Source organism: Leptospira perolatii, assembly GCF_002811875.1.
In the GTDB taxonomy this organism is placed as follows: Bacteria; Spirochaetota; Leptospiria; order Leptospirales; family Leptospiraceae; genus Leptospira_B; species Leptospira_B perolatii.
In genome coordinates, this window is sequence record NZ_NPDZ01000004.1 from 61,317 (window position 1) to 87,665 (window position 26,349).

The window sequence follows — 26,349 nt, forward strand, 5'->3', positions numbered from 1 at the left end:
CAAAAAAGGACCAGCGAAACACGAACTTTAATCCTTTGCTTTCCAGGAGCTTGGAGAGGATTCGTAATATTCTCCGACTTCAACGGAGCGATACCAAGTAAGTAGAAGAAATTCGTTCAATTCCTTTTTTTGTTTTTCGTTTAAAGGCTTTTCTCCCTTTGAAAAACCTTTCTTCAACCTGCCCTGCACTACGATCTCTCGATTTTCATTCGCGATCTTGATCAACTCCTGAATGCGCTTTTTTAGCTCAGGTTTTGAAAATGCTTTGTCCATTCCGGTCTCGGAGATCTTTGGATTGACTCTGATTTTTCCATCGAGCCCTTCCGCTGTAAATCCTGCCTGAGAATATTCGCGGAGCTCTCGAGCCAAATACGCGAGAGTCCTTAGAGCAATATAAATCGTTTTGTCTTCCGGAGCGGAAAATTCCTCACGAACCAAATCCTTTTCCCAAATTTCGGATCCAGAAGAAGAAGTCTTGATCGAAGCGATTAGCCATCCGTCCTTTTCCAAACTCCTGTCTTCACCTAACATTTGTTTTTCGGCTGCAGTTTGGGTCTGCGTAAAAGTAATTAACGGCGCTTTGATCGTGCAAAATAATGAATTACTAATAATCAGTAAAAGAAAAAAGATCTCCTTAGACCACGCTCTTGCCCTGGACGTTGCGGACATCGTCTTCTCCTTATTTATTGAAAGTCTCAATCTCACTTTGGGCTCTCTTTAGAAAATTTGCCAAAGGCATTCTTTGTTGTGAAACTTGGTTGTTCTCCAAATTTATCAATAAAGTTCCCAGGACCGACCTCTTGAACTGAATGATAGCGTAGACCAAGCCTTTAGAAAGTTCTAATTCAATTTTATCCACCGCATAACTCGTATATATGAAATCAGTGAGTAAATTCGAAGGTGCCACGATATTAATCGCACTTTTTCCGAAGTCTCTGCCGATTTGGAACACGCTAAAAAATAAATTCAGATTCGGGACCGGATCGGCCAGATTTCTTCCGGATAAATTCACATCCGCCTTGATCTTTCCGTCGTCTATATTCGCCCTACTTTTGGTCGGCAATAACTGCTTTAGATCTATGTCCTTAACTCTCAACGCGAGAGAATACTCCATCTTTTCGGGATCTCCAGAGCCAACATTTACGATCACATCCTTTCCGAGAATCTCTCCATCCAAAGTGAATACTTTCAAAAAATCCATTGTCAAAAAATTTTCGGAATATTCCAGGTTCGCTTCTAATCCCGGTTCATTCCCCTTCGGTTTGACATATTCAAAAGGCAAACCCTTCAAGGAAGGATGGGTCCCGAGAATTTCCCGTATCGTAAAATTAGGGGCATGAATCCTTCCGTAGTTGAGAACATATTTTCGCTTATTCCCCTCGATCAAGTTCTTTGTCTCTTTCACCGCCAAGTCATGAGTAAACGGAACTTTTGCGTTCAGGCCTTCTACTCGATACAATTTACATTCCGGACCAGGACAAAGCTGATTGCTAACATATACTCTGGAATCGTTCGACTTCAGTTCTCCCGAAACCTTTGTTCCGGAAAGTTGAAAATTCAGGCCAAGATCTCCTTTGAATGTAAGTCCTTTGGCAAGATATGAGTCTTCCTTAGAAAAAATTTTAAGGCCGCCCGAAATATCAGGCACAAGTTCTCCAGGAGATCCGTCGGAAGATTTAGATCTTTTGAATGTACCTTTTGCACCTAAAGAGAATTTGTTTCCGAAGGCAATCAATTGAAGCTCATCCAACGCTATCTTTTCCGGAGGAGATCCTTGAATACTTGTCTGCACGTTCAAGCGGCCATCCGAAATTTCTAATCCGGGCAAATCCAAAGATAGGCTTGCTTTAACCGACTGATTCTTCTCTATCTTTGAGTAAGCGATGTCTCCTCGCACCGAAATTTTGTTCCCAATCTGAGTACGGACTGGAATCATGCTCTCCCGCAATGACAATGGCAAAGCAGGAATTAGGCGATCCAAATCGGTCTCGATCTTGGTCCGTTTTAGATCAAGTGAGAGTTGATTCCGAAGCGAAATCGAACCGCTCGTAAAAAGAGAAAGCGCGTTTCCATTCCCAGGAGAAGACGCAAGAATTCCCAAGGATGACAGATGGATAAACTCCAAGTTCCAAGCCTTGTGAGTAAAATGAAGAGATCCGACTAAATTCGCCTGCAATCCGATGTTTCCGGAATGACCTCTTCCTAAGGAAAATCGAAAACCATTTACAGTCGTTTTCAAATTTGTAGATAAAGAGGAGAATCCTTTGCCGTTAACTTGCAACTCTGCTCCCAAAGTACCGGACAAGGAAGGTACATAATTGCCGAGCGGGAAGTTTGATAGACGCAGGAAAAGATCCACTTTCGGATCACTCGAATTTCCTTTTCCGCTATATCCCAGGTTTCCTTCGATAGAAAATCCGTTGTAAAGAGCTTTCAGTTTTTTTAATTCTAGTTGTTTGATCCAAGGAAGCGGAAACTCCCCGCTTGGCTCTTCCTTAGTTAAAAAATCGAATTTTCCATCCCAATCCAATTGGAATTCGGGAATAGAATGCCTTTTAGCTCCGAGCGAAATGTCGATCCCACTCCCCTTGATTTCCCCCAAGATCCTAAGATCTTTAGGAGTTCCTTCGATCAATATCGGCGCTAGAGACGCTTCTCCATTCAGTCGGATAGTATGAAGTCCTAATCCTCTTAGAAATTCGCTCACTGGAGTAAGTCGGATCTTAGATTTTTGGATCGCGAATCGTAACTTTCTATCCTCGCTCTCGAGCTCGGTAAGTTTTCCTTCGGCTTCGAGCCAGGGATCATCATTCACTCGTAATTCAAGATTTTTTAATACGATTTCTTCTTCTTTCGGAAATACATTCAGATCGTATTTCAGGGAAAATCCGAAGGGGGCTACGAGTTGGTTTCGAACTTTCAAAGGAATTTTTTCGGCTCCGATATCCATCTTAGAGATAAGAGCTCCACTTCGATTCGGATCCTCCTGCCATACCCAAGAGAGCCGAAACGGATGGTCCAAACTCCTAGAAGAATCGAGGAAAAAGATTCTAACCGTCCTTTCAGGGTTTAACTTAAGATCGAAGTCGTCGATCAGTTCCAAAATGCTCAGGTCTAAGGGAATTCTCCAAAAACGAACCGTGTCCAGTTCGAATCCTAACTGAAACCCTTCCATTCCCGCAGAGTACGAGCTTTTTAAAGATCGGATTCGAATATTAATGTCTTTCAAATCCAAATGTAGATAAGCGCTGACCGGAAAATAGGTCCGGATTTCATCTAACGGAGCCTCTTCCTTTTTTTTCTTGGGAGAACTTGGTCCGAAAAATGCGCTCAGATTCCATTCGGATCCTTTTTGTAGGAGGTCCAAATCCAGTCCTTCCAGACCGATTCTGGAAATCTTCAGCCTTCCCAAAAATAGCGCGGGAAGATTGTAGGAAAATTCCAGTTCTTTTACTTTTAGTATCTGTGTCCCACCCCAATCCGGACCGGAATTCAGACTGACGTCAATTAGGCGGATTCCGAAAAGTAATGAGAATTTCTTTACGTTTCCCCGGATTTCTCCCTGAAACGCGTGGGATATGTATCGATCAAACAGGTACTGTCCTGTAATCGAATTAAAGAGTAGAAGATAAAGTAGGGTAATACTTGCGAGTATGCTAAGTAGAAGTTTTCGCTTTAGAACAGATTGAAAAAGATCTGAGTCCACGAGACTCCGAGAATTTCAGTATTCGAACGATTCTATTGCCTCTTCCAAGGTTTTGTAGATTTCGAAGATGCTAGCGAGCTTCGTTATCTCCATCAAGTTTTCAATATCGGAATTTAGATTGGTAAAAACCATCCTTCCTTTCAAGCCGTCGATATGCTTGTAAATATTGAGAAACATCCCCAACCCGGCAGAGTTGATAAAGGGCACTTTTTTGAGGTCGATGATAAATTTAGGGACGTCACCTTTCGAAATATATTCTTCGATTTTCTGTCCAAGTTCGAATTCGTTTCCCGCTTTAATAGGTCCTTCGATCTTGATAATGTGGACGTCGTTTTTCGTGGTGACTTTGATTTTCATAACCCTTTCTTGGATTTTTGTGAAAATATAGAATCTTCATTCTGGCCGTGTTGTAAAGCCCTTTTTTCCGCTAAGCCCCCGATAAAACCCGGACCTTTTTGTAGAATTTGCGTTTTCTAAAAAAGCTCGCAAGACTCTAACCCAAGCAAAATTTCGGGGGAATAATGATCGACATTTTGGGACAAGCGAAACAACGTACCAAGCGTCCACGATGACTTCCAAACCTCCTATATTATCCGTAGTAATTCCTGTTTATAACGAAGAGAAAACCGTACCGGAGCTGATCAAGAGACTCAAAAATCTCCAGGGCATTTTGAAGGAACGATTCTCGTTCTCCAAAGAAGATACTGAAATTTTATTTGTGAACGATGGGTCCAGAGACAAAACTTTGGAACTCCTACGAGAATTTTGCGAATCGGAAACCGGGTTTGCACTAGTCAATCTTTCTAGAAACTACGGACACCAATTAGCCATTACCGCGGGAATCGATAGCGCAAGGGGAGAGGCGGTTGTAGTGATGGACGGAGATTTGCAGGATCCTCCTGAATTCGTCGCAGATTTGTACGCAAAATTGGGCGAAGGCTACGATGTAGTTTATGCACGCCGAAGAAAAAGAGAGGGAGAATCCATCTTTAAGTTGGTCACCGCTCATATCTTTTATCGGACCTTAAAAAAAATGACCAGATTCGATATCCCGATCGATACCGGAGACTTTCGAATCATGAGCCGGAGAGTGACCGACGTTTTAGTCTCTATGCGGGAGCAACACAGGTATATTCGCGGATTGATAGCCTGGATAGGTTTTCGGCAGACTGGCCTGGAATATGATAGAGACGAAAGGTTCGACGGCGAAACAAAATTCTCCGTGGGCAAAATGTTGAAATTTGCGATCGACGGAATCACATCTTTTTCTTCGGCTCCGTTAAAGCTTTCCTCCTACCTCGGTTTCCTTACCGCTTTTGTAGGCGCGCTCTATGCAATTTATGTAATCTATCTAAAACTTTTCACCGCAAATACAATCCAAGGTTGGACTAGCGTAATGATCGTAGTGCTTCTCTTAGGTGGCATACAACTGATTGCGTTGGGAATGATCGGGGAATATCTGAGTAGAGTGCATGATCAATCCAAGAACAGACCTCTCTATGTAATAGAAAAAGTATATTCGGTCGAATCCAAACCAAAACGCAGGAAATAGAATTCTATGCGACTAAACTGGGACAAAATCGCAGGCGTCATTCTCTCTACAGCCCTGTTCTATGCCGTAGGGCTCATGGTCTGGAAAAACTGGACCGCTTTCACAAATATTTGCCCCATCACGGATTTACTGACCTGGGATGAGAATATCCGGCTCAATGTGGTGCTCGATCAATACCAGGATTTTAAGGAATGGAAAATTTGGAGGGGGTTCCTTCCTTTTCTAGAGTCTCCCACTTGGCCTCCTCTAAGATCGATTTTATCCTTGGTTCTACTGTTTCTTCCAGGGGAATGGTCGATCACCTGGAAGGATTCATTTCTCGGCCTAACTTTCTATGCACTTTGCTTTCCCACGATTTTATATACTACTTTCAAAATCACAAAGTCTTTAAGCTTTTCTAGTTTAGTGTCTCTATTCGTTCTGGCGATGACATTGCATACTTCCGAGACCCCTTCCTATAGTTTGTCTTCGATGCTCGAAACACAAGGAATGCTCGTTTTACTCTGGGTATATTATTCGCTTTATAAACTTTATTCCGAAACTCGCACTGTCCCCGCAGGAGAAGAACTTCCGAAGGGAAGCAAGTCAAAGATTCTAGTTTCGGTTTCCTTAATATTATTATTCTTTACCAAATATCCTTACGGACTCTTACTTTTCATTTCTATCTTTATCTATGAATGCTTATCCAGATTCCCCGAAGTGATCGGATTTTTTAGATTTGCATTACGTAAGCATTACAAAGGAATACGGTTGGTCTTCCTATTCCTTGTCGTAGGAGCAGTCCTTTCTCTGCCTGTACTTCGAGTACTAACAAATTGGAATCTAGACCAAAGATCATTTAAGAAAGTCTTATATTTTCTGACGGTTCTACTTTTTTTAGACTTTAACTATTTCTTATATTCCTCTCGAGCTGGTGTCAAAAGATACGCGCCGCCCTCCTTGAGGATCTTATACATTTTTGCGATTCTGCCTTGCTTCCTTTGGCTGTTTGCAAATCCGGATCGGGTCATGAGCCTCGTAAATGCTCAGATGATCGTGAACGAATTCGTCACCAGTTTTATTTTGAGCCTATTCGAGTCCCCGACTGGAAAGCTGCCGGTCAGCCACGTGTTCCAAAATCCCTGGATATTCAGAATATTCTTTTTTGGAATCTCAGGAATTATTGCGACCTGGTTCTTTTTTAAGGTTTCTGGCAGGTCTTTACTCTGGCAAACCGAAAGCAGCGAATTTGCGGAAGCATCTATTTCTACAAAGCATACACCGGAACCGAGCCAAGGATGGATCGACTCCAAGCTCGCAAAACTCGAAAGTGTTTCTTGGCCAAAGGTATTTTTGGATCCGTTATTTGCGATCACTGCGATCGTATTTTTGCAATACATAGTGATCGATGCCACTACAGGCAACAAACAGCTCCGTCACGTGTTCTATCCTTTGCCTGCTTTACTTTGGATGTTAAGTTTATGGTCCTTTAGGGCTATTCTAGGATCTTCCCAAAAGTTTAAAATTGCATGCCTTGCGATTTCTATCATCTGCTTTGGATCAGGGCTCTCACTTTTTGCATCCGAAGGTGGCTTGCTCAGAACTTCATATTCTCAAATCCAATACTTTTGTTTAAAGGGATTCAGGGTCGACGCATTCCAACCGGCTCGGGACTTAGCCGGTGAAATCTCCGAAGAGGGTAAATATATTTTGTTAAACGCATTTCATGAGGATGAGAATTTTCAAAAACCTGGTAGAATACTGGCGTCCGAATTCGACTTGTTGTTCCGGTTAAAGACTCTTGAAAAAGGGAAAGTACGGAATGATTCCAAATACCAATGGAAGAACTGGAACGAATTTGAACGATTACTATTCGTAGGTCCTGAATGCTCTCTTTCCGAGAAAATGACTCAAAGAATTCATACCATGGATGTTTCCTTGCAGGAGATTCGGGAGATAAAACATCCGAGCGGTCTGTATTGCATGAAGGAATTCCAAATTCGTCGTTCCGTAAAATAACCGCGACACTTCTCTTAACATTTGGAAGCTCAGATTCGCGTCTCGGTTCCGACGGGTAGGTTTTCGTGTTTCACCCTTGGCTATATCCAGCTATCCTTGCTTCCTTACCTTGGGCCTTTTTTCTACTTTGCGTTTATTTATACTTATACTATCAGGAGCGTCAAAAAGCTCTTCTAGTCTGGGGCGCTTGTTGGTTCTTCCACTTACTATACTACATTGGTTATTTACTGCAAGTATCTGGATATTCTGAAATATTCTTTCCTGTACTCACATTGGATTTGCTCAGAGCCTATCTACAATTGTTAGGTTGCATTTATTTCTTGAAGCGTTCTCTTCCTGGAATCTGGAATGTATTCTTTTTTGGGATAGGAGCGTATTCAATTTATCAGGATTTTTCCGGACTGAAAGAGCCGATGCCGGTTACGGTCTTGCTATTCGCTTCGTATCTGTACACCGGAACTATTTTTTTACGCAGCACCGACGCGAATATCGGCAAAAGGTTAGCTGGAGTTTTATTTCTTTTCTGGAGTCTTCATGCGGGCAGCTTTCCGTTTTTAGACCAAACTTCCAAAGAATTCGTATCCTTCGGATTTGTGCTTGGCTCCTTTTTCAGATTCTCAATTGCAATTTCATTTCTGCTCTTAGTGTTGGAAGACAGCAAAGAAGCTTTCTTAAGAAGCGAGGCAAAATATAGAAAAATCGTGGATACATCCCAGGAAGGGATTTGGGTGATCGATCACAATTCAATCACAACATTCATGAATCATAAAATGTGTCAGTTGCTCGGCAGACCGGTAGATGAGCTGATCGGAAAGTCACTCTTTGAACTTACAGATCCGATTCATAAAAACATAATAGAAGAAAGATTAGAACAACGCAAAGCAGGCAAATCAGAAATCCATGAGTTCCAGTTTGCGCAGCCGGATGGCTCCGTAAAATGGACTCTCATGTCGGCTAGTCCATTGCATGATGAACAGGGTAACTATGAAGGCGCTCTCGCAATGGTGACCGATATCACTCCGATTAAAATGGCTACGGAAGCATTAAGAGAAAGGGAAAGGCAGATATCGACTCTGATCCAGAATCTTCCCGGAATCGCATTTAGATGTAAGGAGGATACGAATTGGACGATGGAGTTTATTAGCGACGGCTGCAAGGAACTCACAGGTTATTCGGCTTCTGAATTTGTAAAAAACACTGTCGTTGCATTTGCTGATATCATCCATCCTGAAGATAGACAAGCCGTATACGATAGTGTAAACGATTCTAGATGGTCTGACAGGCCCTACCAACTTATCTACAGAATTGTACGCAGAGATGGAGAAATTCGGTGGTTGTTAGAACAAGGCTCAGCGGTGAAGAACGAAAAGGGCGAAACCCTTGCTCTGGAAGGATTTATCAGCGACTTCACTCAGGTCAAACTCGCAGAGGACATTGTCGCGGAGGCGCTCAAAGAAAAAGAACTTTTGTTGAAGGAAGTCCACCATAGAGTAAAAAACTATCTGCAAGTTTTATCCAGCCTTATCTCTCTACATTTGGACCAAATCAAGGCATCGGACCCCGTCTCGGTTTTGAAGGAAAGCCAAAACAGAATTCTATCGATGGCTTTTGTGCACGAGTCATTGTATGGAAAGCAATCTCTTTCCGAGGACTTTCTTCCGGAATATGTAAAGAAACTAACAGAGAATCTACTGCACTCTTTCGGCTGGAACGAAAGAGAACTAACCGTGGATATCCAGTGCGATTCCATACAAATTAGACAAGATGCTTTTATACCGATCGGTTTGATACTGAATGAGCTAGTTACGAATTGTTTAAAGCACGGTTTCCCCGCTTTCTTAGTGAGAGACCAAAAAATTCTCAGGATCAATGTTTCAAAAAAAGAAGATTCTATTTATCTAGAAGTCGAAGACAATGGAGTGGGGAAAAAGGTCACAAACTCTAATCGAGATTCGCTCGGGCTGCAACTTATCGAACTATTGACCAGACAGTTGAAAGGTACAGTGACCGATTTAAAAAGAAGCGAGGGAACCGCTACCCAAGTGCGATTCCCTATTTGAAAATCTTAGAATTCTTATTTAGCTATCGTTCGTACAATAGCCAGCCTAGCCTGAAGCTTCGGCTTTTTGCGCAGATCTTGGCACAGATATTTCTCTTTCGGGAACTCGATTGGAGACTTCTCTAAAAGTGTCCCAATATTTCTCGTGATTGGTTCCCATCAACCTGTCCCAAAAATTAAAATACAACCCGTAATTGCAGTTAAAGTATTTATGGTGCATATTATGGTGAGTTGTAGAATTATGTAATCGTAATATCTTATTATCCGCAAAGCCTTTCGGAAAAAGTTCAAACGATAGATGCCCAAGAACGTTCAAGAAAGTACTATATAGCAAAAAAGCAAAGATCGCGATTCCGTGCACCGGAAACAACAACGCGACCAGAGGCACGATGCCGCTTTCTACGATCGCCTCGAGTGGATGAAACGAAAAAGCGGCCCAAGGAGAAGGATTCGTAGATTTGTGATGAGTAAGATGCATTCTTTTGAACAGCAAAGGATGATGCATCAAACGATGCGTCCAATAAAAGTATGCATCGTGTAACAGAATCATTGCCACAATGCTAAATAGTAAATAAGGAACTCCATAGTCTGAAACATGATCGTAGACTTTCGTCCAACCCATTTCCTTCATCCAGAGGAGCAAACTCGCAGAACCTGCAAAGATAAAGAAGGTAGAGGCCGAGTATTTGATCTCGTGAAAGATCTTTTCTTTTTCCGGCAATTTGTTTTGAATAATTTTGTGAGCTAGCTTGCTTCGGAAAATAATCCAAATAAACAAGTAAGCTCCACCGGAAAGCAATAGGTATCTGAACCATAGATTTCCGACCATAAAAAAGTAATAACCGTCATATCCAAGTTTTGCAGCGAGTTCGCTCATGTTCTTCACTCCATTCCTAAAACCGGAACTTCTTTATTATACGACTTCGTTCGATATAAGATCTTACCGATCTTAAATAAACCTAGCCGATTTTGAAATTGGATAGGTTTTTTAGAAAATTCTAAGGTTTCCTAGGTTACTTTGGGCGCTGGTCTATAACAGTGGAGCATACCGAAGAAGAATCCCGCCTGTAGTAAGGAGACGAGATTCAAGCACTTTGAGTTTTTTATGAGGAATTCCCTGATGGAACAAAAGTTTCCCTTTGCCTAAAAATGCTGGCGCAATGCATAAGCGAATCTCATCAAATAACTCTGCTTTCAATAAGGATTCGGATAGGTTTCCGCTACCAAACACAAACATATTGCCTTCGCCTTGCTGTTTTAACTTAGCAATTTCGACTGCAGCATTTCTTACGATCGTAGTATTGTTCCAGTCCGCAGTTTTGAGTGTGGATGTGCAAACGACCTTTTGAATCTTATTCATAAATCTAGCGATTTCTCCTTCAGCCGCGTCACCTTCCGCCTTTGTCCAATAATCTGCCATACCTTTGTATGTCGTCGCGCCAAACAGAAGCATGTCCGCTGATTTCAACTGAGTTAGGCTGAATTCCTCAAGCTCGTCGCCCCAAACAAGTTCGTGAAAACTCAAGTCCCAGTTTTGCTCACCCTCAAAATATCCATCCAGTGTGACTACATTCCACATGATTAGTTTTCTCATGACGTGCTCCTCAAAGATTAAAGGTTTAGAAGATTATGGTTTTTTGAATTACGACTAACTAGGGACTGTAAGCGTGTTCGTGTAAGCACCACCCTTTTTTGGGTGGGGGCCGGTGTGGTGGAAGTACCGAACCGCGAATTTGCACCCATATCATAAATGGACAAGTTTGGCAACCAGCTTTCTGCCGGGCAAATTTTGTAGGAGCTCCTACAAACTCTCTAAAGGACCGGATTCGCTAAGCCTGACGTGCCGAAGGCCAAGCGGCATGGCAAAGCGTAAGAGCCGATAGTCAGACGCTGGGCTGGCCTAACTCTTATATAAATTTGTTAAATATTTGCCTTTTAAAGTTCTATAAATTGAAAAGTCAGAATCTATACTGATAATATTATAGATCCCTTCTCTCTCCGCGATGCACATTAACGATGCATCTGCTAAATCCATTGGCAAATCGGAATACTTATGCATCCTGCTCTTTATATATTTTAGATCATCTAATGTAACATCTAAAATCTGCAAGCTTCCACGTTCTATCCATTCTAAGAAATCCGATTGAGCATCAATCGAAAACGATAATAAATAGATGACCTCAGTTATAACAGGCCAAGTGGTAAATAGAGAACCTTTAAATCCTTTTAGAAACTTAAAAACTGATTTGTGATAATAATCTGATGAATTGAATAATGCTATAATCGGACCTGAATCAACGAGTGCGACGTTTTTCATTCTTGTCCTTTAATACTTTATTTAAGAGGCTTTTTCTATTCTTGGCTAATTTTTCATTTTTGGCTGAATGTTTACCAAATAGATCTTCACCTAATTCGAAAGGAGTTTTACTCGAGCTATGATTCTTTATATATTCGAGAATTGATTCTTTTACAATTTCAGAACGACTTTTCCCTTCTAATTTCGCAAACGAATCAAGTTCCCTTTCTAAATCTGGCGGTATTCTTAAACTAATCACAAAAATAATGTATCACATCCTGGTATTACGAACAAGAATTTTATTCGATTATTCTTAAAAAGTTGATCTTGCCAGCCTGGCGCCTCGACCCAAGGCTTGGCGATCTCGAAGCGCTGCATCAGAGCCGACAGTAAGGCGTCGTGGACTTACCTACTCGTGAATAAAGAAAGAATCAGTTTCTTTACCTTCATCCATCATTCTAACTTCAATAGACACTAATGAATCTACTAAAGTATTAAAATCATCAACAGACATTGTTCTGGCATAATGAGAGTTATAAAGGCTGTGCAGATTGTTACGGGTCAGTGTCAGCATATCAATTGATAACAATTGCATATCATTAATTAATTTTATCAAATCATAAAGACCAGAAGTCAAAGGGTCATGTATATTCTTATACCAACAAAAATCTTGCCGTTCTTCAAGATTCTTAAGATCATAAATCACAGTCCCTGAAATAAATTCGTTCGCCACTCCAGAGAAGAGCAACTTCTTTGCCCCAAGAGCTCCCAAAAACTGTTCCAAAAACATTTCACGTGATATTGACATTGTTTCTATTTTATCAAAATAGCAAATTTTAAAATAAGAGGACAATTATACAGAGTTCGATTTAGGATTTTCTTTTATTCTGTCCATGACGCCTAACGATCCAAGGCTTGACGACGTTAGCAATCCCGAAGCGAAGTGTCAGCGCCGACAGTTAGACGTAGTTGGGAGTGAATTCAGCCAGTTCTTTGGAACGTTTGAATGCTATCCAATTTGAGCTTCAGCTTTTCTTTCTGTTTTCTTATTTCTAAATCATTTTGAAGATTTATCCAAAATTTATCAGACATACCGAAAAACTTAGCCAATCTCAAAGACATATCTACAGAGATTTTACGCTTATTGTGTAAGATCTCCAACACAGTGGAGGTTGAAACATGCAGCTCTTTAGCTAGTCTATATGGAGTTACTTCTAATGGATCCAAAAACTCCTCTCTAAGAATTTGAGATACTGTTGGCGTAGGAATTCTCTTCGCTTTCATAGTAAACCCCCTTAATGATAAGCAACTATAGACACTTCAAAGCAATTTCCGTCAGAGAATTTAAAAGTAATTCTCCACTGGTCATTTATCCTGATAGAGCAATAATCCTTTAAGTTCCCTTTTAAACGTTCAAACCTATTGGCTGGCGGACTTCTTAAATCTTCTTCTTTTTCAGCATTTTCCAAGATGAGAAGTTTGATTAATGCCCTACTCTGTATTTTCGGAGGTATTTTCTTTGAGAATTCTTGATGGAAGATTCCTTCAGTTTCCTTATCTCCGAAAGATTTGATCATTTACTCATATATTCGAACTGCAGATATATCTGTCAATCAGATATATCCTTATTTTATCTTTAAAAGGAGGTTTCTTCCCAATTTCGTATAACGTAACGACCAAGGCTTAACGACGTTGGCGAACCGGAGCCTCGCAAGAGGCGGTAGGGTCAGGTGCGGATTTTGCTTTTGCAAAAGCCGTGACTGGAGCCAATGTGCCGCAGACCAAGCGAGAGTTGCGAGGCAATCTCGAAGCGCAGCGTCAGAGCCGACAGTTATACGCCGTGCTTTATTAATTTGCTTGAAGTTCTTGAAACTTTTTGATCGTTTTTAATTCATTTTTAAGCTCATACTGTTTAACTTCTAAATCATAATGAGCTTGTATTGATAGCCAGAACTCAGGCGAATTTCCAAAAAAACGGGAAAATCTTAACGCAGTATCAGCAGTAATAGAACGGCGACCATGAATTATTTCACTTATACGCTTTTGATCTATATGAGTGGCTTGTGCTAACTTATAAGCCGTAATTTCCATTGGCTTTAGAAAGTCTTCTATTAAGATTTCACCAGGGTGAATATTCATTAATTCTTTATTCATAATTGCTACCGCCTAATGATAATCGACTATCTCGACATTAGTAACATTGCCATTTTCCCAAATGAAGCAGATCCTATACTGCATATTTATTGAAATGCTATGTTGCCCTCGCCTATCTCCAGATAAAGCATGTAACCTGTTGCCAGGAGGAATCTTTAAATCTTCTAAAGTTTTCGCGCTATCTAAATGTATAAGCTTCCGTCTAGCTGTTCTTTGTATGTCCTTCGGAAATTTCTTTGAGAACTTACCCTGCCATATGATTTCGCATTCTTTATCCGAAAAAGACAGTATCACGATTCATAATGGTGTTTTACGACACTGGTGTCAAGCACCATTAATGGAATTTGAAGTAAATTTTGCAGTCTTTCTCTTACAAAATAAATTTTAAGCATGGCGTATAACGACCCAAGGCTTGACGAAGTTGGCGAGCTGAGCGAAGCGAAGACAGGCGCGAGAATTGCACTGCAATTCGAGTGACAAAGCGAAATGTGCCGAAGGCCGAGCGAGAGTGCGAAGCAATCCCGAAGCGAAGCGTCAGAGCCGATAGTTAGACGCTGAAGCCCTTGCTAAAGTAATAAGATTAAGTAGTTAGTTTTTCCAATTCCTGAGCTATACTTTTCAAAGGAATTTCACCGGAAGCAACTCCGATTGTCAAATCATAGAGCATTCCTTCTGGATCATCTAACTCTATGCCATTCAAATCTAAAAAGACTAAAGATACTGCTAATGCAACTCGTTTGTTTCCATCAATAAATGGATGATTTTTACAAAGATAAAATAAATATGCAGCTGCTTTATCTAAGAGTTCTTTATGAAATTCCTGATCTCCAAATCCTGTTGAAGGTTGAGAAATAGCAGATTCGAGAAGGCCTTGATCTCGGATCCCATAAGATCCGCCATACTCGTCTATCTGATTTGCATGGATGTATAGAACTTCTTCTAATGTTAAATATCGAACGACTGAATTGTTCAATCAGCAAGTCGTTTTAACGTTTTGCTATGCTTTTTATTAATCTTAGCTAAGGAGGCTTCAAGTTTCTTATCTAACGGAGTTATTATTAAGCTTTTACCATCAGTTTTAATATCTAATGAAGTCTCAGATGTAATATGTAAAAGTTCAAGGATTGGTTTTTCAATTATAAGTGCCGAACTGTTACCGTGCTGTATAAGTTTTTTGATCATAAAAACTCCCGTAACAATAAAGTATATACAATGGTGTTACTTTGTCAAGGGAGATTTTGAGGGCTTTTGCGTCTAACTAGCAAATATACGCGATTTCGTGTAAGCCCCACCCTTTTTGGGTGGGGGCCGGTGTGGTGGAAGTACCGCACCGCGAATTTGCACCCATATCATGAATGGACAAGTTTGGCAACCAGCTTTCTAACGGCCAAATTTTGTAGGAGCTCCTACAAACTCTCTAAAAGACCGGATTCGCTAAGCCGTTCGATCTGGATTTTCTAAATTCGGTAGGAGTCACGCCGGTGAGTTCTTTGAACGCGCGATTAAAAGGCCCCAAAGATTGGTAACCCAAATCCATCGCGATTCGAATGATCGGCAAATCGTCCTTTTCGCTATCCAGCAAAACTTCGCATGCTTCCTGGATTCGATAGCGATTCAAAAAGTCGGGGAAATTTCTGAATCCCATTCCCTGATTGATTAGTCTTCGAATCTTGTATTCCTGTACATCTATCTCCTCGGCCAACTGTCCGATGGTAAGTCCTTCGATTCTATATAACTTGCTTTCCTCAAAGGCGGAGATGATTTTTTTTCTTAGAACAGGATCAACGTGAACGATTTTCTCTTCCTCGCTAGAATTGAGCTCGTCATTCACCAATCCCTCTTTCAATTCCAACACAAGATGCATAAAGGCCAAGATGAGAATCCATGCCAGAACTACATTAATCAAATCTAATATATCTGAAAGCTCCTGTCCTCTTAAAAAGAGCCTGGAGAAAATCCCAAAAGATATAACAGTCCCCGTAATTAAAATATGGAATTCTCGGAACCTCCGCCTGGTTTCCACCAAGTCGTCCTTTTTGCCGGAGTAAGTTCGAATAATCGCGGCAATCACAAAACCCAAAGATAGCAAGGTCGGAATAAATACTCTGGAAAGTACGGACTCTGACTCGATTGGCCCGCGTAGATTAATCTTGTCAAAGACTGGAAAAACAGCGATCGCTGAGATTAGCTCTTTTCCGAAAAGAAGAGACCAGTGCCAAGGCTTAGGAACAAAATGATCCTCAAATACTGCAGAGCTCAACATCCAAAAGAAAAATGGAAGAGCGATTAGGCCGAAGAAAAGAACCACTCTCACCGGAAAAGGCAGAACGCTATTTGGATCTAAGGAGAGAATAATATAGCATAGAATGCAAAGAATAAACAGAGCACCTAGCCTTGTTCGCTTATCATATCGATATCGCCACCCAAACAAGACTAGAAGAAAAAATAAGTTAGAAATGCAAAAATAATGCAGAATATTAATGATCTCTGAGATCATTCGACTCTTCCAGTTTTTCCAATTCTTGCCAAAAGTCCTTTGTTTGTAAACCAGGAAGAATTTTCCGAATCAGTCTGCTATCCACAAATGCATCCTCCCGGTCGGGCTCCTGCTCCGGCCTGGAATCGATTTTTCCCATATCTTCTAAAAATCGGAAAATTTCGAACCAAGTATGCCATTGGTTATCGGAAAGGATCAATTCGCTCGGGTATTCAAATTCGGAAAATTCGAAAATCGTTCGAACTGTCTTTGCAATATCATCTCCGTGAATCAGGTTTACCTGTCTTTTGGACTTTTGCACCTTTCCTGCTCTTGCCCAATTTCCTGGATTACGTCCCGAACCATAGATTCCGCAAAGCCTTAGCACTTTTCCACCAGCTTGCAAAAATTGCTCTTCGAGCTGGTAGCGATCGTGCAAAGGATCTTTGGGAGAAATCTCAGTAATGTCCGGCACTCTTTTGTAAATACTGGTAGTTCCGAGTAACCAGAAATTCTTACTCACCTTAGAGATCACACCGATGACCGATTCACTATTTTGCAATTTTTGCAGCGGGAATGTGATGATGAGTTGATCGAAGGGATTGTTTTCGAATTGATGAAGGAAGTCCTTCAACTGAGCTTCGGATCCGAAATCACAAAGAGCCGAATCCAAAATCTGAGTCCTCGCAGAGAATCCCCGAACCTTGGCATGCGCTATGGACTTGCATTCCTGAAAAATGCGAACTCCAGCATAACCAAGTCCGAGAACTGCAATCTCTTGCATTTAGATTATTCTAAACCTAGTCTTTTATAGATTAAGTCGATTTTTTCCAGATAAGGTTCGATTCTAAAAATACTCTCTATATCTTCCGGTTGCAAAACTTTCTTCACTTTCGGATCTTCGAGCAGTCTTCCCTTTAATGTTTGGGAAGAATCCGCCCATACAGCCATCGCATGTCCTTGAACGATCGAATATGCATCCTCTCTGCTAATTCCACCTTTTTCGATTAGGTGAAGAAGAACTTTCTGTGAAAAAATCAATCCTCTAGTAAGTCCCAAAGTTCTTTCGATCGCGTCAGGATAGACATGAAGGTTTTTGATTACAAACAGCATCTTGTCCAAGATGTATTCTAGTGCAATCGTGGAATCTGGCAGAATGATTCTTTCTGCTGAAGAATGGGAGATATCTCTTTCATGCCAAAGTGCTACGTTTTGCAAAGCGCTCGATACGTTTGAACGAATCACCCTGGAAATTCCGGAAATCCTTTCGCAAATCACCGGGTTTCTTTTGTGAGGCATCGCCGAAGAACCCTTTTGCCCTGATGCAAACGGCTCTTCTACTTCTCTTCCTTCCGTCTTCTGCAGAAGACGAACTTCGGTCGCGAATCTATCCAGACTCGCCGCGGTTACGCCTAACGCGGAACAATATGAAGCGTGCCTATCTCTGGAAACTACTTGAGTGGAAATCGTGTCCGGCTCCAGGCCAAGTTTTTCACATACGTACGATTCTATATCGGGATCTATATTAGAATAAGTTCCTACTGCGCCGGATAGTTTTCCGACTGAGACTTCTTTCTTTGCTTGGAAAAGTCTTTCTCTATTCCTCTTCATCTCTTCATAAAAAAGAGCAAACTTGAGTCCTAGAGTCATCGGTTCCGCATGAATCCCGTGAGACCTTCCAATACATGGAAGAGATTTATATTGAATCGCCTTCTCTCGAATCGCGTCGATCAGTTGGTCTACTTTCTTCAAAATTAGGTCCATGGCCTGAACCATCTGAACGCAGAGTGCAGTATCTCCTATATCCGAAGATGTCAACCCGTAGTGCACGTGACGGCCAGCGGGTCCGATATAAGAATTCATATTGGTAAGAAAAGCGATCACATCGTGGTGGACCTTTGATTCTATTTCTAAAATCTCATCCACTTGGAATCTAGCCTTCGATCTGATTTGCTCAAAGTCTTCCTTTGGAATCTCTCCCCTCTTCATCCGTGCCTCGCAGGCAAGAATCTCTATTTCCTTCCAAATATTGAATTTGTTCTCTAACTCCCAAATTTTTGCAATCTCGGGATTAGAATAGCGATCGATCATCCTTAGCTTCCTAGGGAAATTTCCCCTTCAAAAACGATATTCGGACCGGGGCCTATCCCGTAAACGGTAAAAACCACTTTAAGACAAACAACAATAGTGTCAAAATTGGAACTTTGTCCGAAAAGAAACCTTACTTTAGATCGAAGGACTTTACGAATTCATTGATAAGGTTTATATGGTCTACTTCGGGAGAAGGGTTCTCCTTACTTGGTTCATACAGATGTTCGTCAAATACATGATAATCGAATATCTTGAGTTCAAAATCCGGAATCGTGATAATGATGTTCTCTGAATGAATGTCAAAAATCAGCTTTTCTTCTTTTGCGAGATAGCGGGTCACCTCGATTACTCTGTGAAAGTCCAAAGCGATTTTTTTCAGCTTTGCTTTGTTGATGATCCCGAATTTGTGAGTATCAAAATTCAATTTCCATTTCGGAAATAGCGCATCCTGGATCGGGTTCTGTTTTATCTTTTCATTCACCCGAATGAACTCCTTCAAATGCTTTCCGGGGATAGTTGTCTGATTGTCACAGGGAGTAAGCGTAGTAATAGGAGCTCCAAAAGGATTCTTGCGGTATCGAAGACCCATGAAGAATCGAGTCGGCAAAACTAGATCCGGTATCAGGCTCTTAAGTTTCCAATAGTGCAATCTCTCTAAGCCAAGTCTGGTGAATTTAAAAAGGATCTCGTCCCGTGCAGACTCCGTCCAGCAGGACTTTTGGAGGAATTCCATCAATCGAATCTCCTCCGGTTTCAGGTACTTTTCCAAATTCAATCGAACTTCTTTAAATAAAGATCCGAAAATCGGATCCGAGGGAAGTTTAGACTTTCCGACTTTTACAACTTGGTTCCAAGGTAGAGCATAGACAAATTTGTAGGAACCCCTTCCTATATAGTGCTCGGAAGAGAGAGGCATAAAATTGTCCAAAAACTCTCGACCATAACGATGAGTGATTCTAAACACATGAGAAACCGGAAACAATCTCTCATAAAGTTTTCTGAATATACCTGACTGACGAAGTCGAAAGTCGATCGGCAGATCTTCGAACGGGATTCTGCTTTCCGCGCCGACCTTATCCGGATCAAAGAATAATTCCTTGTCTAGACCCTTCTCAAGAATCTCAATAAAAGTTGGGATACCAGGGGAATTCCAGAAATTACGGATTGCCTCCCCCACTACAGTGAATCTCCCTTTCTTTTGCATCAAGTCCCCGATAGCCGATTGCTTATAATTCTTTGACCCGATTCGATTAGATCTGAGGTGTATATTTCAGAATCGCTTTATATTTAGGTAATGGAGTTTTGCTCTTTTTACTAGACTCAAGTAAATCGGATTTCTTTTCATCCAACCACCAAAGTCCTTTTGCGTAGCTCTCGCTTCCAAATTTTCCAAGCGAATTCGTAGGATATCCAAATTTATTCCAATAAAGCAGCCTGGTAGACTTAGTATTCCAAAGAAGAACGTACGGAACTTCTTTGGTTAGAATTTGATCTATCTTTTTAAGAATGGATTCTCTTTTCTTCACATCGAATTCTGTTTTCTGCATTTCGATCAGTTTATCCACTTCGGAATTCTTAAAACCTGTAATATTATTCTGACCGTTTTCATCTGCGTATTTAGAATACCACATGGATTCCGGATCCGGAAACAGACCTCCTCCCCATGCTGCCCAAGTCATATCGAAATCGAACTTATCCATGCGAGAGCCCCATTCCGCGAGATCGGTGGTTTCAATCGAAGCAACTATCCCTAGCTCTCGGGCTCTCTCTATAAAAATCGTAAAATATTTCTCTGTGCTTCGATCCCGGTCAAGAATAGAGAACTTAAACTCCTTCCCCTTTTTTTCCAAAATCCCTTTCGCGTTCGGCTTCCAGCCTGCTTCAGATAATAATTTTCGAGCTAGATTCGGATCATATTGAATCGGAGGGCTCGGAAATTGTCCTTCGGACCAAACTCCGGAATAATAAGAATCTGTAAGTTCGTACTCATTGAAAGCGAGCTTCTCCACTAGAAGCTTTCTATCGACAAGAAGTGCGATCGCTCTTCTGACCTTCGCATCGTCAAAAGGGGCTCTCCTCATGTTGAATGCCCAGCCTTGAAATCCCATCGGTTTTTCGTTATATACTTTTTGCTTGATCACATAATTGCTGTCGAAAGTCTCTCCGACCGCTTCTTTTACCCATGTATAAGCCTTGTAAACCGGATACAGATCAATATCACCTTTTTTGAATGCTTGGAAAGCAACTGCCTCTTCATTAAATACTTTAAAAAGTACCGTGTCAAAATTATCGCTTCCTTTATAAAACGGATAAGCCCTCATCCAGTAATCCGCTCTTCTTCGCATCCTTACATACCGACCTTTTTTGGCCGAGACCAATTCGTAAGGACCAGAAACGACAGGAAACTCAAAGTTTTCCTTATTGAAATCTTTTCCTTTGTATAAATGTTCCGGCAATATGAACAGAGAATGCGCAACTGTCTCGAAGTTGGACCAATGGATTTCTTTTTGAGTAAACTCTATCTGGAAATCGTTTACTACGACCGGCTTTTCGAATCTAGAAAGTCCGATGCGGAAAATCGGAGTATTGTTCGCCTTATCCATCAAGGTCTCGTAAGTAAAAAGCACATCCTTAGCAGTGATCGATTTTCCATCGGACCACTTCGCATTCTGGTCCATATAAAAGGTGAACTTTTTCTTATCAGGCGAAATAGTCCAGGAACTGGCCAAGTGAGGAATCGGCTGTAAAGTGATCGGGTGATAATCCAGCAATGGCTCAAACATCATCTGAAAAATTTCCGCGGTTGTGGAGAATTGCTCTAAGTAATAGTTCAATGATTTCGGAAATTGGTGGCTGTAAACTCTGTAAGTACCACCTTTTACCGCATCCTCAGAAACAATCGGATTCTTTTTTCTGAGGGCTTCAGGAATGGAAGAGAGACTTCCTTCCCAAGGCAAGTCCTGGATCGCAGAGTTAGAGTCGCCCTCTTCTCTGTCCCCGCCACAATAAAAGAGCATAAAGCCTACTGTCGCGAGCATCAGCACAGAAACAGTAAATGGAAGCATATGAGTCGTTTTTTTTGTATTCGGTTTCAATGACGAACCTCATTCTATTTTTTTAATATATTCTTCGCTTAACAATATTCCCTATTGGAGCCCGGGAAACTATCACTTTACTACAATTTAAATCCGAAATTTGGATCATTTTACACGGTGAGCAAGAACCACATCCGGAATTCTTTTCAGATTTCCGAGGATCTCCTTCAACTGGTCCAAATGCTCGACTTCTATCAGAAATCTCGCCATTAAAGTATCCTTCTGGACTCTAGTGGCTCCGGCTTCTAGGATATTTGTCTGAGTTCCGGAAATGCTTTTTACCATTTCCAAGTAGATCCCCTGTCTATCAGCCGCCTTGACTTCGACTCTTACCGGAACCGGTTCGGTCTGGCCGTAATCCCAGTCCACGCTGATCATTCTGAGTTGCTCTTCTTCCTTTTGGCGCATCGCGACGAGGCAACTTTTTTTGTGCACTGTGACTCCTCGACCACGAGTCACAAAGCCGATGATCTGATCTCCAGGCAAAGGAGAACAGCATCCAGATAGTCGAGCAGGAATATCCCTCAGGCCAGCAACTAGAACCTTTCCTTCTCCCTGAATCTGTTGGCTTTGACCCTGCTTCGTTTGTCTTTCGGAAGGCCTTCTCTTGAGTTCCTCAAGAACTTCCGCGTTTAGAGTAATCTCAGCGGCCGCCTCCGCACCCTGCTCGAGGTCTTTTCTGGTCTCTTCCCTCAACTTACGGAAGTATGCTCGAAGCTTTTGTCTCGCAGACGAAGTTTTGACGATTCGAATCCAGATCGGAGACGGTTTGGACCGTTTATCTACGACAATCTCCACTTGATCGCCGCTTCGCAGCTCAGTTCGCAGCGGTATCATCCTGCCGTTGATCTTTGCGCCTTTGGTATGTAATCCGATATCAGTATGAATTCGAAATGCAAAATCTAGTACGGTAGCTCCTTTAGGAAGCTGTAATATTTCTCCTTTCGGAGTAAAAACGAACACTTCATCTTCGTGAAGGTCGTATTTGAGTTCCTCCAGAAATTCCTTCGGATCCAGAGCAGAATCTTGCCATGACTGTAGGACCTCCAACCATTTGACGGCGAGAGGTCTTTCGTTTGACTTAGTCTTCCCTTCTTTGTACACCCAATGCGCTGCGATCCCGTATTCTGCGATCGCATTCATTTCCGCGGTTCTAATCTGAACTTCCAAAGGTTTTCCGTCCGGACCGATTACAGTCGTGTGCAAGGATTGGTACATGTTTGTCTTGGGAGTCGCAACGTAATCCTTGAATCTGCCTGGAACCGGAGTCCATAAAGTATGCACGATCCCGAGGACACCGTAACAATCCTTAATTTCCTCGGTAATGATGCGGATGGCTCGCAAATCAAAGATTTCATCAAAGGTTTTTTCCTTCGTTTTCATCTTTCTATAAATCGAATAGAAATGCTTTGCTCTGCCTTCTACAACCGCATTGATATTAATTTCCGTTAATCTTTGCTTTAGAATAATCTGAAGTTTCTCGATATACTCTTCGCGTTCCGATTTCTTAACATTGATTCTTTTCTTTATATCCTGATAGTCATCGGGATATAACACCTGAAATGCGAGATCCTCTAGCTCCGACTTTACTTTATAGATACCAAGTCTTCCCGCAATCGGAGCATAAAGGGATACGGTCTCGTTCGCGATCCTTCTTTGCTTTTCCGGAGGCTGAAACGAAATCGTTCTCATATTATGAGTTTTATCAGCAAGCTTGATCAAAATCACACGGATATCTTGGATCGTAGCAATAATAATCTTGCGGATGTTCTCTGCGGCCTCGGTTTCTCTCGATTGGCTTTTGATCTCGGAGATTTTAGTTACGCCTTCTACAAGATGTGTGATCTCGTTTCCGAAATCACGGATCATGTCTGCTCTGGAATATTTCGTATCTTCGATAACATCGTGCAGTATCCCTGCAGAGATCACTTTCTCGTCTAGACCAAGCTCGTACAGAATATAACCGACTTGCAGAGGATGAACTATATAAGGTTCTCCTGATAGACGAAATTGTCCATTGTGTGCATCCTCAGAGACTTTGTATGCTTTTTCTACAAGTTCTAGAGCCTCGCCTCCGAGCCTATCTCGGACTCCTTCTAATAGCATTTCCTTTGTGGCCGGAGCTTTTACAAATCCCATTAGTTTCCAGTCCGTATATCCAAACCGAGATCCAAAAACCGGGTCGTATGAGTGAGGTATCCCATGCTGACGCCCACTCCTGAGAATCTGGAAAGTTCCTCCAACTTTTCCGGAGTGATTCCTCCAGAACATTCTACTAAAATCTTAGGATTTTCTTTCTGAATGATATCGATCGCGGTTCTGGTATCTTTCACACTAAAATTATCCAGCATTAGTACATCCGGTTTTGCGAATATAGCATCGCTTAGCTGTTCCAGAGAATCGATCTCCAGTTCCACCAGCCTTCCCGGAAATCTAGATCTGATTTTTTCCACGGGCTCCGAGGCACTCGAAAACATCGCTAAATGATTGTCTTTGATCATAGCCATCTCAGAAAGATTCAGTCTGTGGTTTGCTCCACCGCCGCAATACACCGCATACTTTGCCAGTTTTCTATACCCGGGCAAAGTCTTGCGAGTATCCAAAATCATCATGCCATTCGTACCATATCGATCTACGACTTTTCTGGTTTGAGTTGCAATTCCAGAAAGGTATTGCAAAAAATTTAATAGAATTCTTTCGATTCGCAAAATGGACTGTAAGCTTCCTTCGATACTACAGAGAGTATCTCCTTTGGAAAATCTTTCACCATCTTGGAAGTTCCATTTGTATCGAAAGGAATGTTTCGCAAGTTCTTGCAATACGGAAAGTACTCCGCTTCCACAGAGCACTCCCTCTTCCCTAGAGTTTAAGAAAGCTATCGCTTGTTCATTTGGCTGAAATAAAGAAACAGAGGTAATATCCTCATCTGGACAATCTTCCTGCCAGGCCATGTTTGCCAGAGAAAGGTAATCTTCCGGATGAACGCTTGAGATTGGTTGGGTATAAGCCCTTTTCACGAGTTCTCCTTCGTTCTACAATAGAGTGTTTCCGGATCTAAAGAAGGATCAAGCGGAAATCCGAAAGTCGTACTTTAGAAAAAGAAAAGCCCGGTAGGTTCCGGGCCATTCCATTGTGGAATCGAAATTTGAGTTGCTGATACCTTGATTACCTGTCTTCTTCTGGCTCCTCGTCAGTTGCAGGAGGAGGATTTTGTCCAGAGCTTCCTGGATTCGCACTGTCCCCGGAAGGTTGCGTATTTCCGCTATCTCCAGAAGGTGGTGCAGTATTTTCTCCGGAAGCAGGAGGCTGAGAATTCGAAGAAGGCGGTTGCTGGTCACCTGTTGATGGCTGCTGATCGCCTGAAGAAGGTTGGTCTCCCTGCGGCGCGCTTGGCTCAGTATCTTCGTCAGTAGGTGGAGTTTGTTGGTTTCCACCTGGCTCAGGCTGAGTCTCCGTTTTCTTCTTCTCTTCTGTGGTAGCTTCTACTTCATCGCTTCCTGTCGGTTTCTTCTTTTTCAACTTGCTAGGGTCGAAAGTAACCGGGCCTTTTTTAGGCGGAATAATCAGAACTTGTTTCGGATAGATCAGATCCGGATTCCGAATCTTGTTCTTGTTCGCGCGATAAATTCTTTTCCATAGCTTTGCATTGCCATAGTGCTGCTTGTAAGCCGCAATTCTCCAGAGGCAATCCGCAGGAATTTTCTTACGAACCACATAGCGTTTCCATCCATCCGGCAATTCACTCATATGATGGTCATGGTGCTTATCGTGATGAGTAGTTCCGTCCTCTACATTGCCAGTTCTACCAGCAATTGCAGCTCCAGATTTGATTCTCTCTGCGATATCATCTGCCTGATCTACTACGATTCTAGAAAGACGAATCGCTTCTTCCGAACGGCTGATAGAATCTTCGTATTTTTCGGAGGTAAATAGCTCTTCTGCGGCCGCCAAAGACTCATCAGCAGCCTTGAGATTCTCATCTGCTTTTTGGTAAGAAGTCTGTAGATCCTTGCCTGATTTTACCTTGGCTTGGTCGATAGATGCTAATTTGTCTTTAGCCTTACCGATACTCTCTTTTGCCTCGGTCTTTTTCTTAGCAGCATAAGATTGAATATTTCGTGCGACTAATTCACTGGATTTTTTGCGGATCTCATCAATCTCAGAATAACCTTCTTTGATTTTTCCGGCTTCGATTTTAGACTTTGCTCCGTTCAGTCTTTCTCTTGTTTGAGCGACCTCAGGATCTTGTCCGCCGGAATAGCGATCTGCATCATCCAAGTTTTTCTCGATATCTGCCAAAGAATCGAGCAATTGCTGTTTTTGAGATAAAGCAAGTGTCTTGGCTTCTTGGGCTGCTTTCTTGGATTCGGAATATTTCTTATTGCTTTGCTCGTACTGTTCGAATGCAGCAAGCCTAGTTTTTAGTTTTGCTTCATCTCCAGACTCTCTAGGATAAGATTCCAAAGTGCGATCCGCATTATCATGCAGCGAATCACCCTCTTTTCTAAGCTCCACAGCATTGTTGTACTGTTCTGCGGCCAACTGGGAAGCATATGCTTCTTCCGCCTCATCGATGGAAGCCGAAGCATCTTTCTTGGATTCATCTGTCAAGAGCGGATAAGATTTCTCCATCGCATCCAAAGCCTTTGCTCTGGCGTACTCCGCGCTTTTTTTGGTTTCTCCGAGATCTTCGTTGGAAGCTTTTTCGTGAGCGGTTAAGAGACTCTTGCGAGCCTCTTCTAATTCAGCTGGAGCGAATTTTTCTGCATTCGCTTCCTTAGCTTTCGTAATTGCGGTTTTTGCGTTCGCTAGCTCTTTCAGTGGGAGTTCGGAGCCACAAGCAACGAACAAACCGAGAGACAGCGCTAACAAAATGCGAAAGGACACATCTTGAAAAGTTTTCATTTATTGCACCAGCCTAA

General features: G+C 41.9%; 25 protein-coding genes. 3 read left to right on the forward strand and 22 right to left on the reverse strand.

Going from position 1 to position 26,349, the window contains the following annotated elements:
• Positions 1-27: 27 nt before the first annotated feature.
• Genes CH373_RS08055 through CH373_RS08065 form a run of 3 tightly spaced genes read right to left on the reverse strand, consistent with a single transcriptional unit; the run spans position 28 to position 4,063 of the window.
• Positions 28-669, reverse strand: a complete 642-nt coding sequence (locus CH373_RS08055; RefSeq protein ID WP_243393316.1) for a DUF1318 domain-containing protein — start codon at positions 667-669, stop codon at positions 28-30.
• Between the two features lie 10 nt (positions 670-679).
• Entirely contained in the window at positions 680-3,706 is a 3,027-nt protein-coding gene (locus CH373_RS08060) for an LIC_11026 family protein (protein WP_100714611.1), read from the reverse strand.
• Between the two features lie 15 nt (positions 3,707-3,721).
• Positions 3,722-4,063 carry an STAS domain-containing protein gene (locus CH373_RS08065; protein ID WP_010411951.1) on the reverse strand — a complete coding sequence of 114 codons (342 nt, stop codon included), beginning with the start codon at positions 4,061-4,063 and terminating at the stop codon, positions 3,722-3,724.
• 211 nt (positions 4,064-4,274) lie between these two features.
• On the opposite strand from CH373_RS08065, the gene CH373_RS08070 reads away from it, so the two are divergent.
• The 3 genes from CH373_RS08070 (at position 4,275) to CH373_RS08080 (ending at position 9,316) form a co-directional block, all read left to right on the forward strand.
• Positions 4,275-5,258, forward strand: coding sequence for a glycosyltransferase family 2 protein (locus tag CH373_RS08070; protein WP_100714610.1), 984 nt, complete (start codon positions 4,275-4,277; stop codon positions 5,256-5,258).
• A gap of 6 nt (positions 5,259-5,264) precedes the next feature.
• Positions 5,265-7,256: a hypothetical protein gene (locus tag CH373_RS08075; RefSeq protein ID WP_100714609.1), complete on the forward strand. Its 1,992-nt coding sequence runs from the start codon at positions 5,265-5,267 to the stop codon at positions 7,254-7,256.
• A 65-nt stretch (positions 7,257-7,321) separates the two neighbouring features.
• Positions 7,322-9,316: a PAS domain S-box protein gene (locus CH373_RS08080; RefSeq protein WP_100714608.1), complete on the forward strand. Its 1,995-nt coding sequence runs from the start codon at positions 7,322-7,324 to the stop codon at positions 9,314-9,316.
• Between the two features lie 45 nt (positions 9,317-9,361).
• Here CH373_RS08080 and CH373_RS08085 read toward each other — a convergent pair whose 3' ends face one another.
• The 19 genes from CH373_RS08085 to CH373_RS08175 all read right to left on the reverse strand — a co-directional run bounded on the left by CH373_RS08085 (position 9,362) and on the right by CH373_RS08175 (position 26,332).
• A complete protein-coding gene (locus CH373_RS08085; RefSeq protein ID WP_100714607.1) occupies positions 9,362-10,192 on the reverse strand; it encodes a sterol desaturase family protein in 831 nt (276 codons plus the stop codon).
• 153 nt (positions 10,193-10,345) lie between these two features.
• Positions 10,346-10,909 carry a dihydrofolate reductase family protein gene (locus tag CH373_RS08090; protein ID WP_100714606.1) on the reverse strand — a complete coding sequence of 188 codons (564 nt, stop codon included), beginning with the start codon at positions 10,907-10,909 and terminating at the stop codon, positions 10,346-10,348.
• A gap of 306 nt (positions 10,910-11,215) precedes the next feature.
• Positions 11,216-11,632, reverse strand: a complete 417-nt coding sequence (locus tag CH373_RS08095; protein WP_100714605.1) for a type II toxin-antitoxin system VapC family toxin — start codon at positions 11,630-11,632, stop codon at positions 11,216-11,218.
• On the reverse strand, positions 11,610-11,870 hold the full coding sequence (locus CH373_RS08100) for a ribbon-helix-helix protein, CopG family (RefSeq protein WP_100714604.1): 261 nt from the start codon (positions 11,868-11,870) through the stop codon (positions 11,610-11,612). The genes CH373_RS08095 and CH373_RS08100 overlap by 23 nt, the downstream gene beginning before the upstream one ends.
• 150 nt (positions 11,871-12,020) lie before the next feature.
• Positions 12,021-12,419: a hypothetical protein gene (locus CH373_RS08105; protein WP_125170020.1), complete on the reverse strand. Its 399-nt coding sequence runs from the start codon at positions 12,417-12,419 to the stop codon at positions 12,021-12,023.
• A gap of 173 nt (positions 12,420-12,592) precedes the next feature.
• Positions 12,593-12,895 (reverse strand): HigA family addiction module antitoxin, encoded by a 303-nt coding sequence (locus tag CH373_RS08110; RefSeq protein ID WP_100714602.1) that lies wholly within the window; start codon positions 12,893-12,895, stop codon positions 12,593-12,595.
• 11 nt (positions 12,896-12,906) lie between these two features.
• Entirely contained in the window at positions 12,907-13,188 is a 282-nt protein-coding gene (locus tag CH373_RS08115; protein ID WP_100714601.1) for a type II toxin-antitoxin system RelE/ParE family toxin, read from the reverse strand.
• A 271-nt stretch (positions 13,189-13,459) separates the two neighbouring features.
• Positions 13,460-13,765, reverse strand: coding sequence for a HigA family addiction module antitoxin (locus CH373_RS08120; protein WP_100714600.1), 306 nt, complete (start codon positions 13,763-13,765; stop codon positions 13,460-13,462).
• 12 nt (positions 13,766-13,777) lie between these two features.
• Positions 13,778-14,059, reverse strand: coding sequence for a type II toxin-antitoxin system RelE/ParE family toxin (locus tag CH373_RS08125; protein WP_100714599.1), 282 nt, complete (start codon positions 14,057-14,059; stop codon positions 13,778-13,780).
• 286 nt (positions 14,060-14,345) lie between these two features.
• The gene (locus CH373_RS08130) at positions 14,346-14,738 is read right to left on the reverse strand and encodes a type II toxin-antitoxin system death-on-curing family toxin (RefSeq protein WP_100714598.1); all 393 of its coding nucleotides are present in this window, start codon (positions 14,736-14,738) and stop codon (positions 14,346-14,348) included.
• A complete protein-coding gene (locus tag CH373_RS08135; protein WP_100714597.1) occupies positions 14,735-14,947 on the reverse strand; it encodes an AbrB/MazE/SpoVT family DNA-binding domain-containing protein in 213 nt (70 codons plus the stop codon). Before CH373_RS08135 ends, CH373_RS08130 begins: the two co-directional genes overlap by 4 nt.
• A 235-nt stretch (positions 14,948-15,182) precedes the next feature.
• Positions 15,183-16,262: an AraC family transcriptional regulator gene (locus CH373_RS08140; RefSeq protein ID WP_100714596.1), complete on the reverse strand. Its 1,080-nt coding sequence runs from the start codon at positions 16,260-16,262 to the stop codon at positions 15,183-15,185.
• Complete coding sequence (locus CH373_RS08145; RefSeq protein WP_100714595.1) at positions 16,243-17,025, reverse strand: Rossmann-fold NAD(P)-binding domain-containing protein; 783 nt, start codon at positions 17,023-17,025, stop codon at positions 16,243-16,245. Before CH373_RS08145 ends, CH373_RS08140 begins: the two co-directional genes overlap by 20 nt.
• A gap of 5 nt (positions 17,026-17,030) precedes the next feature.
• A complete protein-coding gene (gene purB, locus CH373_RS08150; protein ID WP_100714594.1) occupies positions 17,031-18,332 on the reverse strand; it encodes an adenylosuccinate lyase in 1,302 nt (433 codons plus the stop codon).
• Positions 18,333-18,462: 130 nt separating this feature from the next.
• Positions 18,463-19,536 carry a hypothetical protein gene (locus tag CH373_RS08155; protein WP_100714593.1) on the reverse strand — a complete coding sequence of 358 codons (1,074 nt, stop codon included), beginning with the start codon at positions 19,534-19,536 and terminating at the stop codon, positions 18,463-18,465.
• Positions 19,537-19,582: 46 nt separating this feature from the next.
• Positions 19,583-21,370, reverse strand: coding sequence for an extracellular solute-binding protein (locus CH373_RS08160; RefSeq protein ID WP_243393334.1), 1,788 nt, complete (start codon positions 21,368-21,370; stop codon positions 19,583-19,585).
• 162 nt (positions 21,371-21,532) lie between these two features.
• The gene (locus CH373_RS08165) at positions 21,533-23,566 is read right to left on the reverse strand and encodes a RelA/SpoT family protein (protein WP_100714591.1); all 2,034 of its coding nucleotides are present in this window, start codon (positions 23,564-23,566) and stop codon (positions 21,533-21,535) included.
• A complete protein-coding gene (gene nadC / locus CH373_RS08170) occupies positions 23,566-24,444 on the reverse strand; it encodes a carboxylating nicotinate-nucleotide diphosphorylase (RefSeq protein ID WP_243393317.1) in 879 nt (292 codons plus the stop codon). Before nadC ends, CH373_RS08165 begins: the two co-directional genes overlap by 1 nt.
• A 148-nt stretch (positions 24,445-24,592) precedes the next feature.
• Entirely contained in the window at positions 24,593-26,332 is a 1,740-nt protein-coding gene (locus CH373_RS08175) for a lipoprotein LipL71 (protein WP_100714590.1), read from the reverse strand.
• Positions 26,333-26,349: the final 17 nt, after the last annotated feature.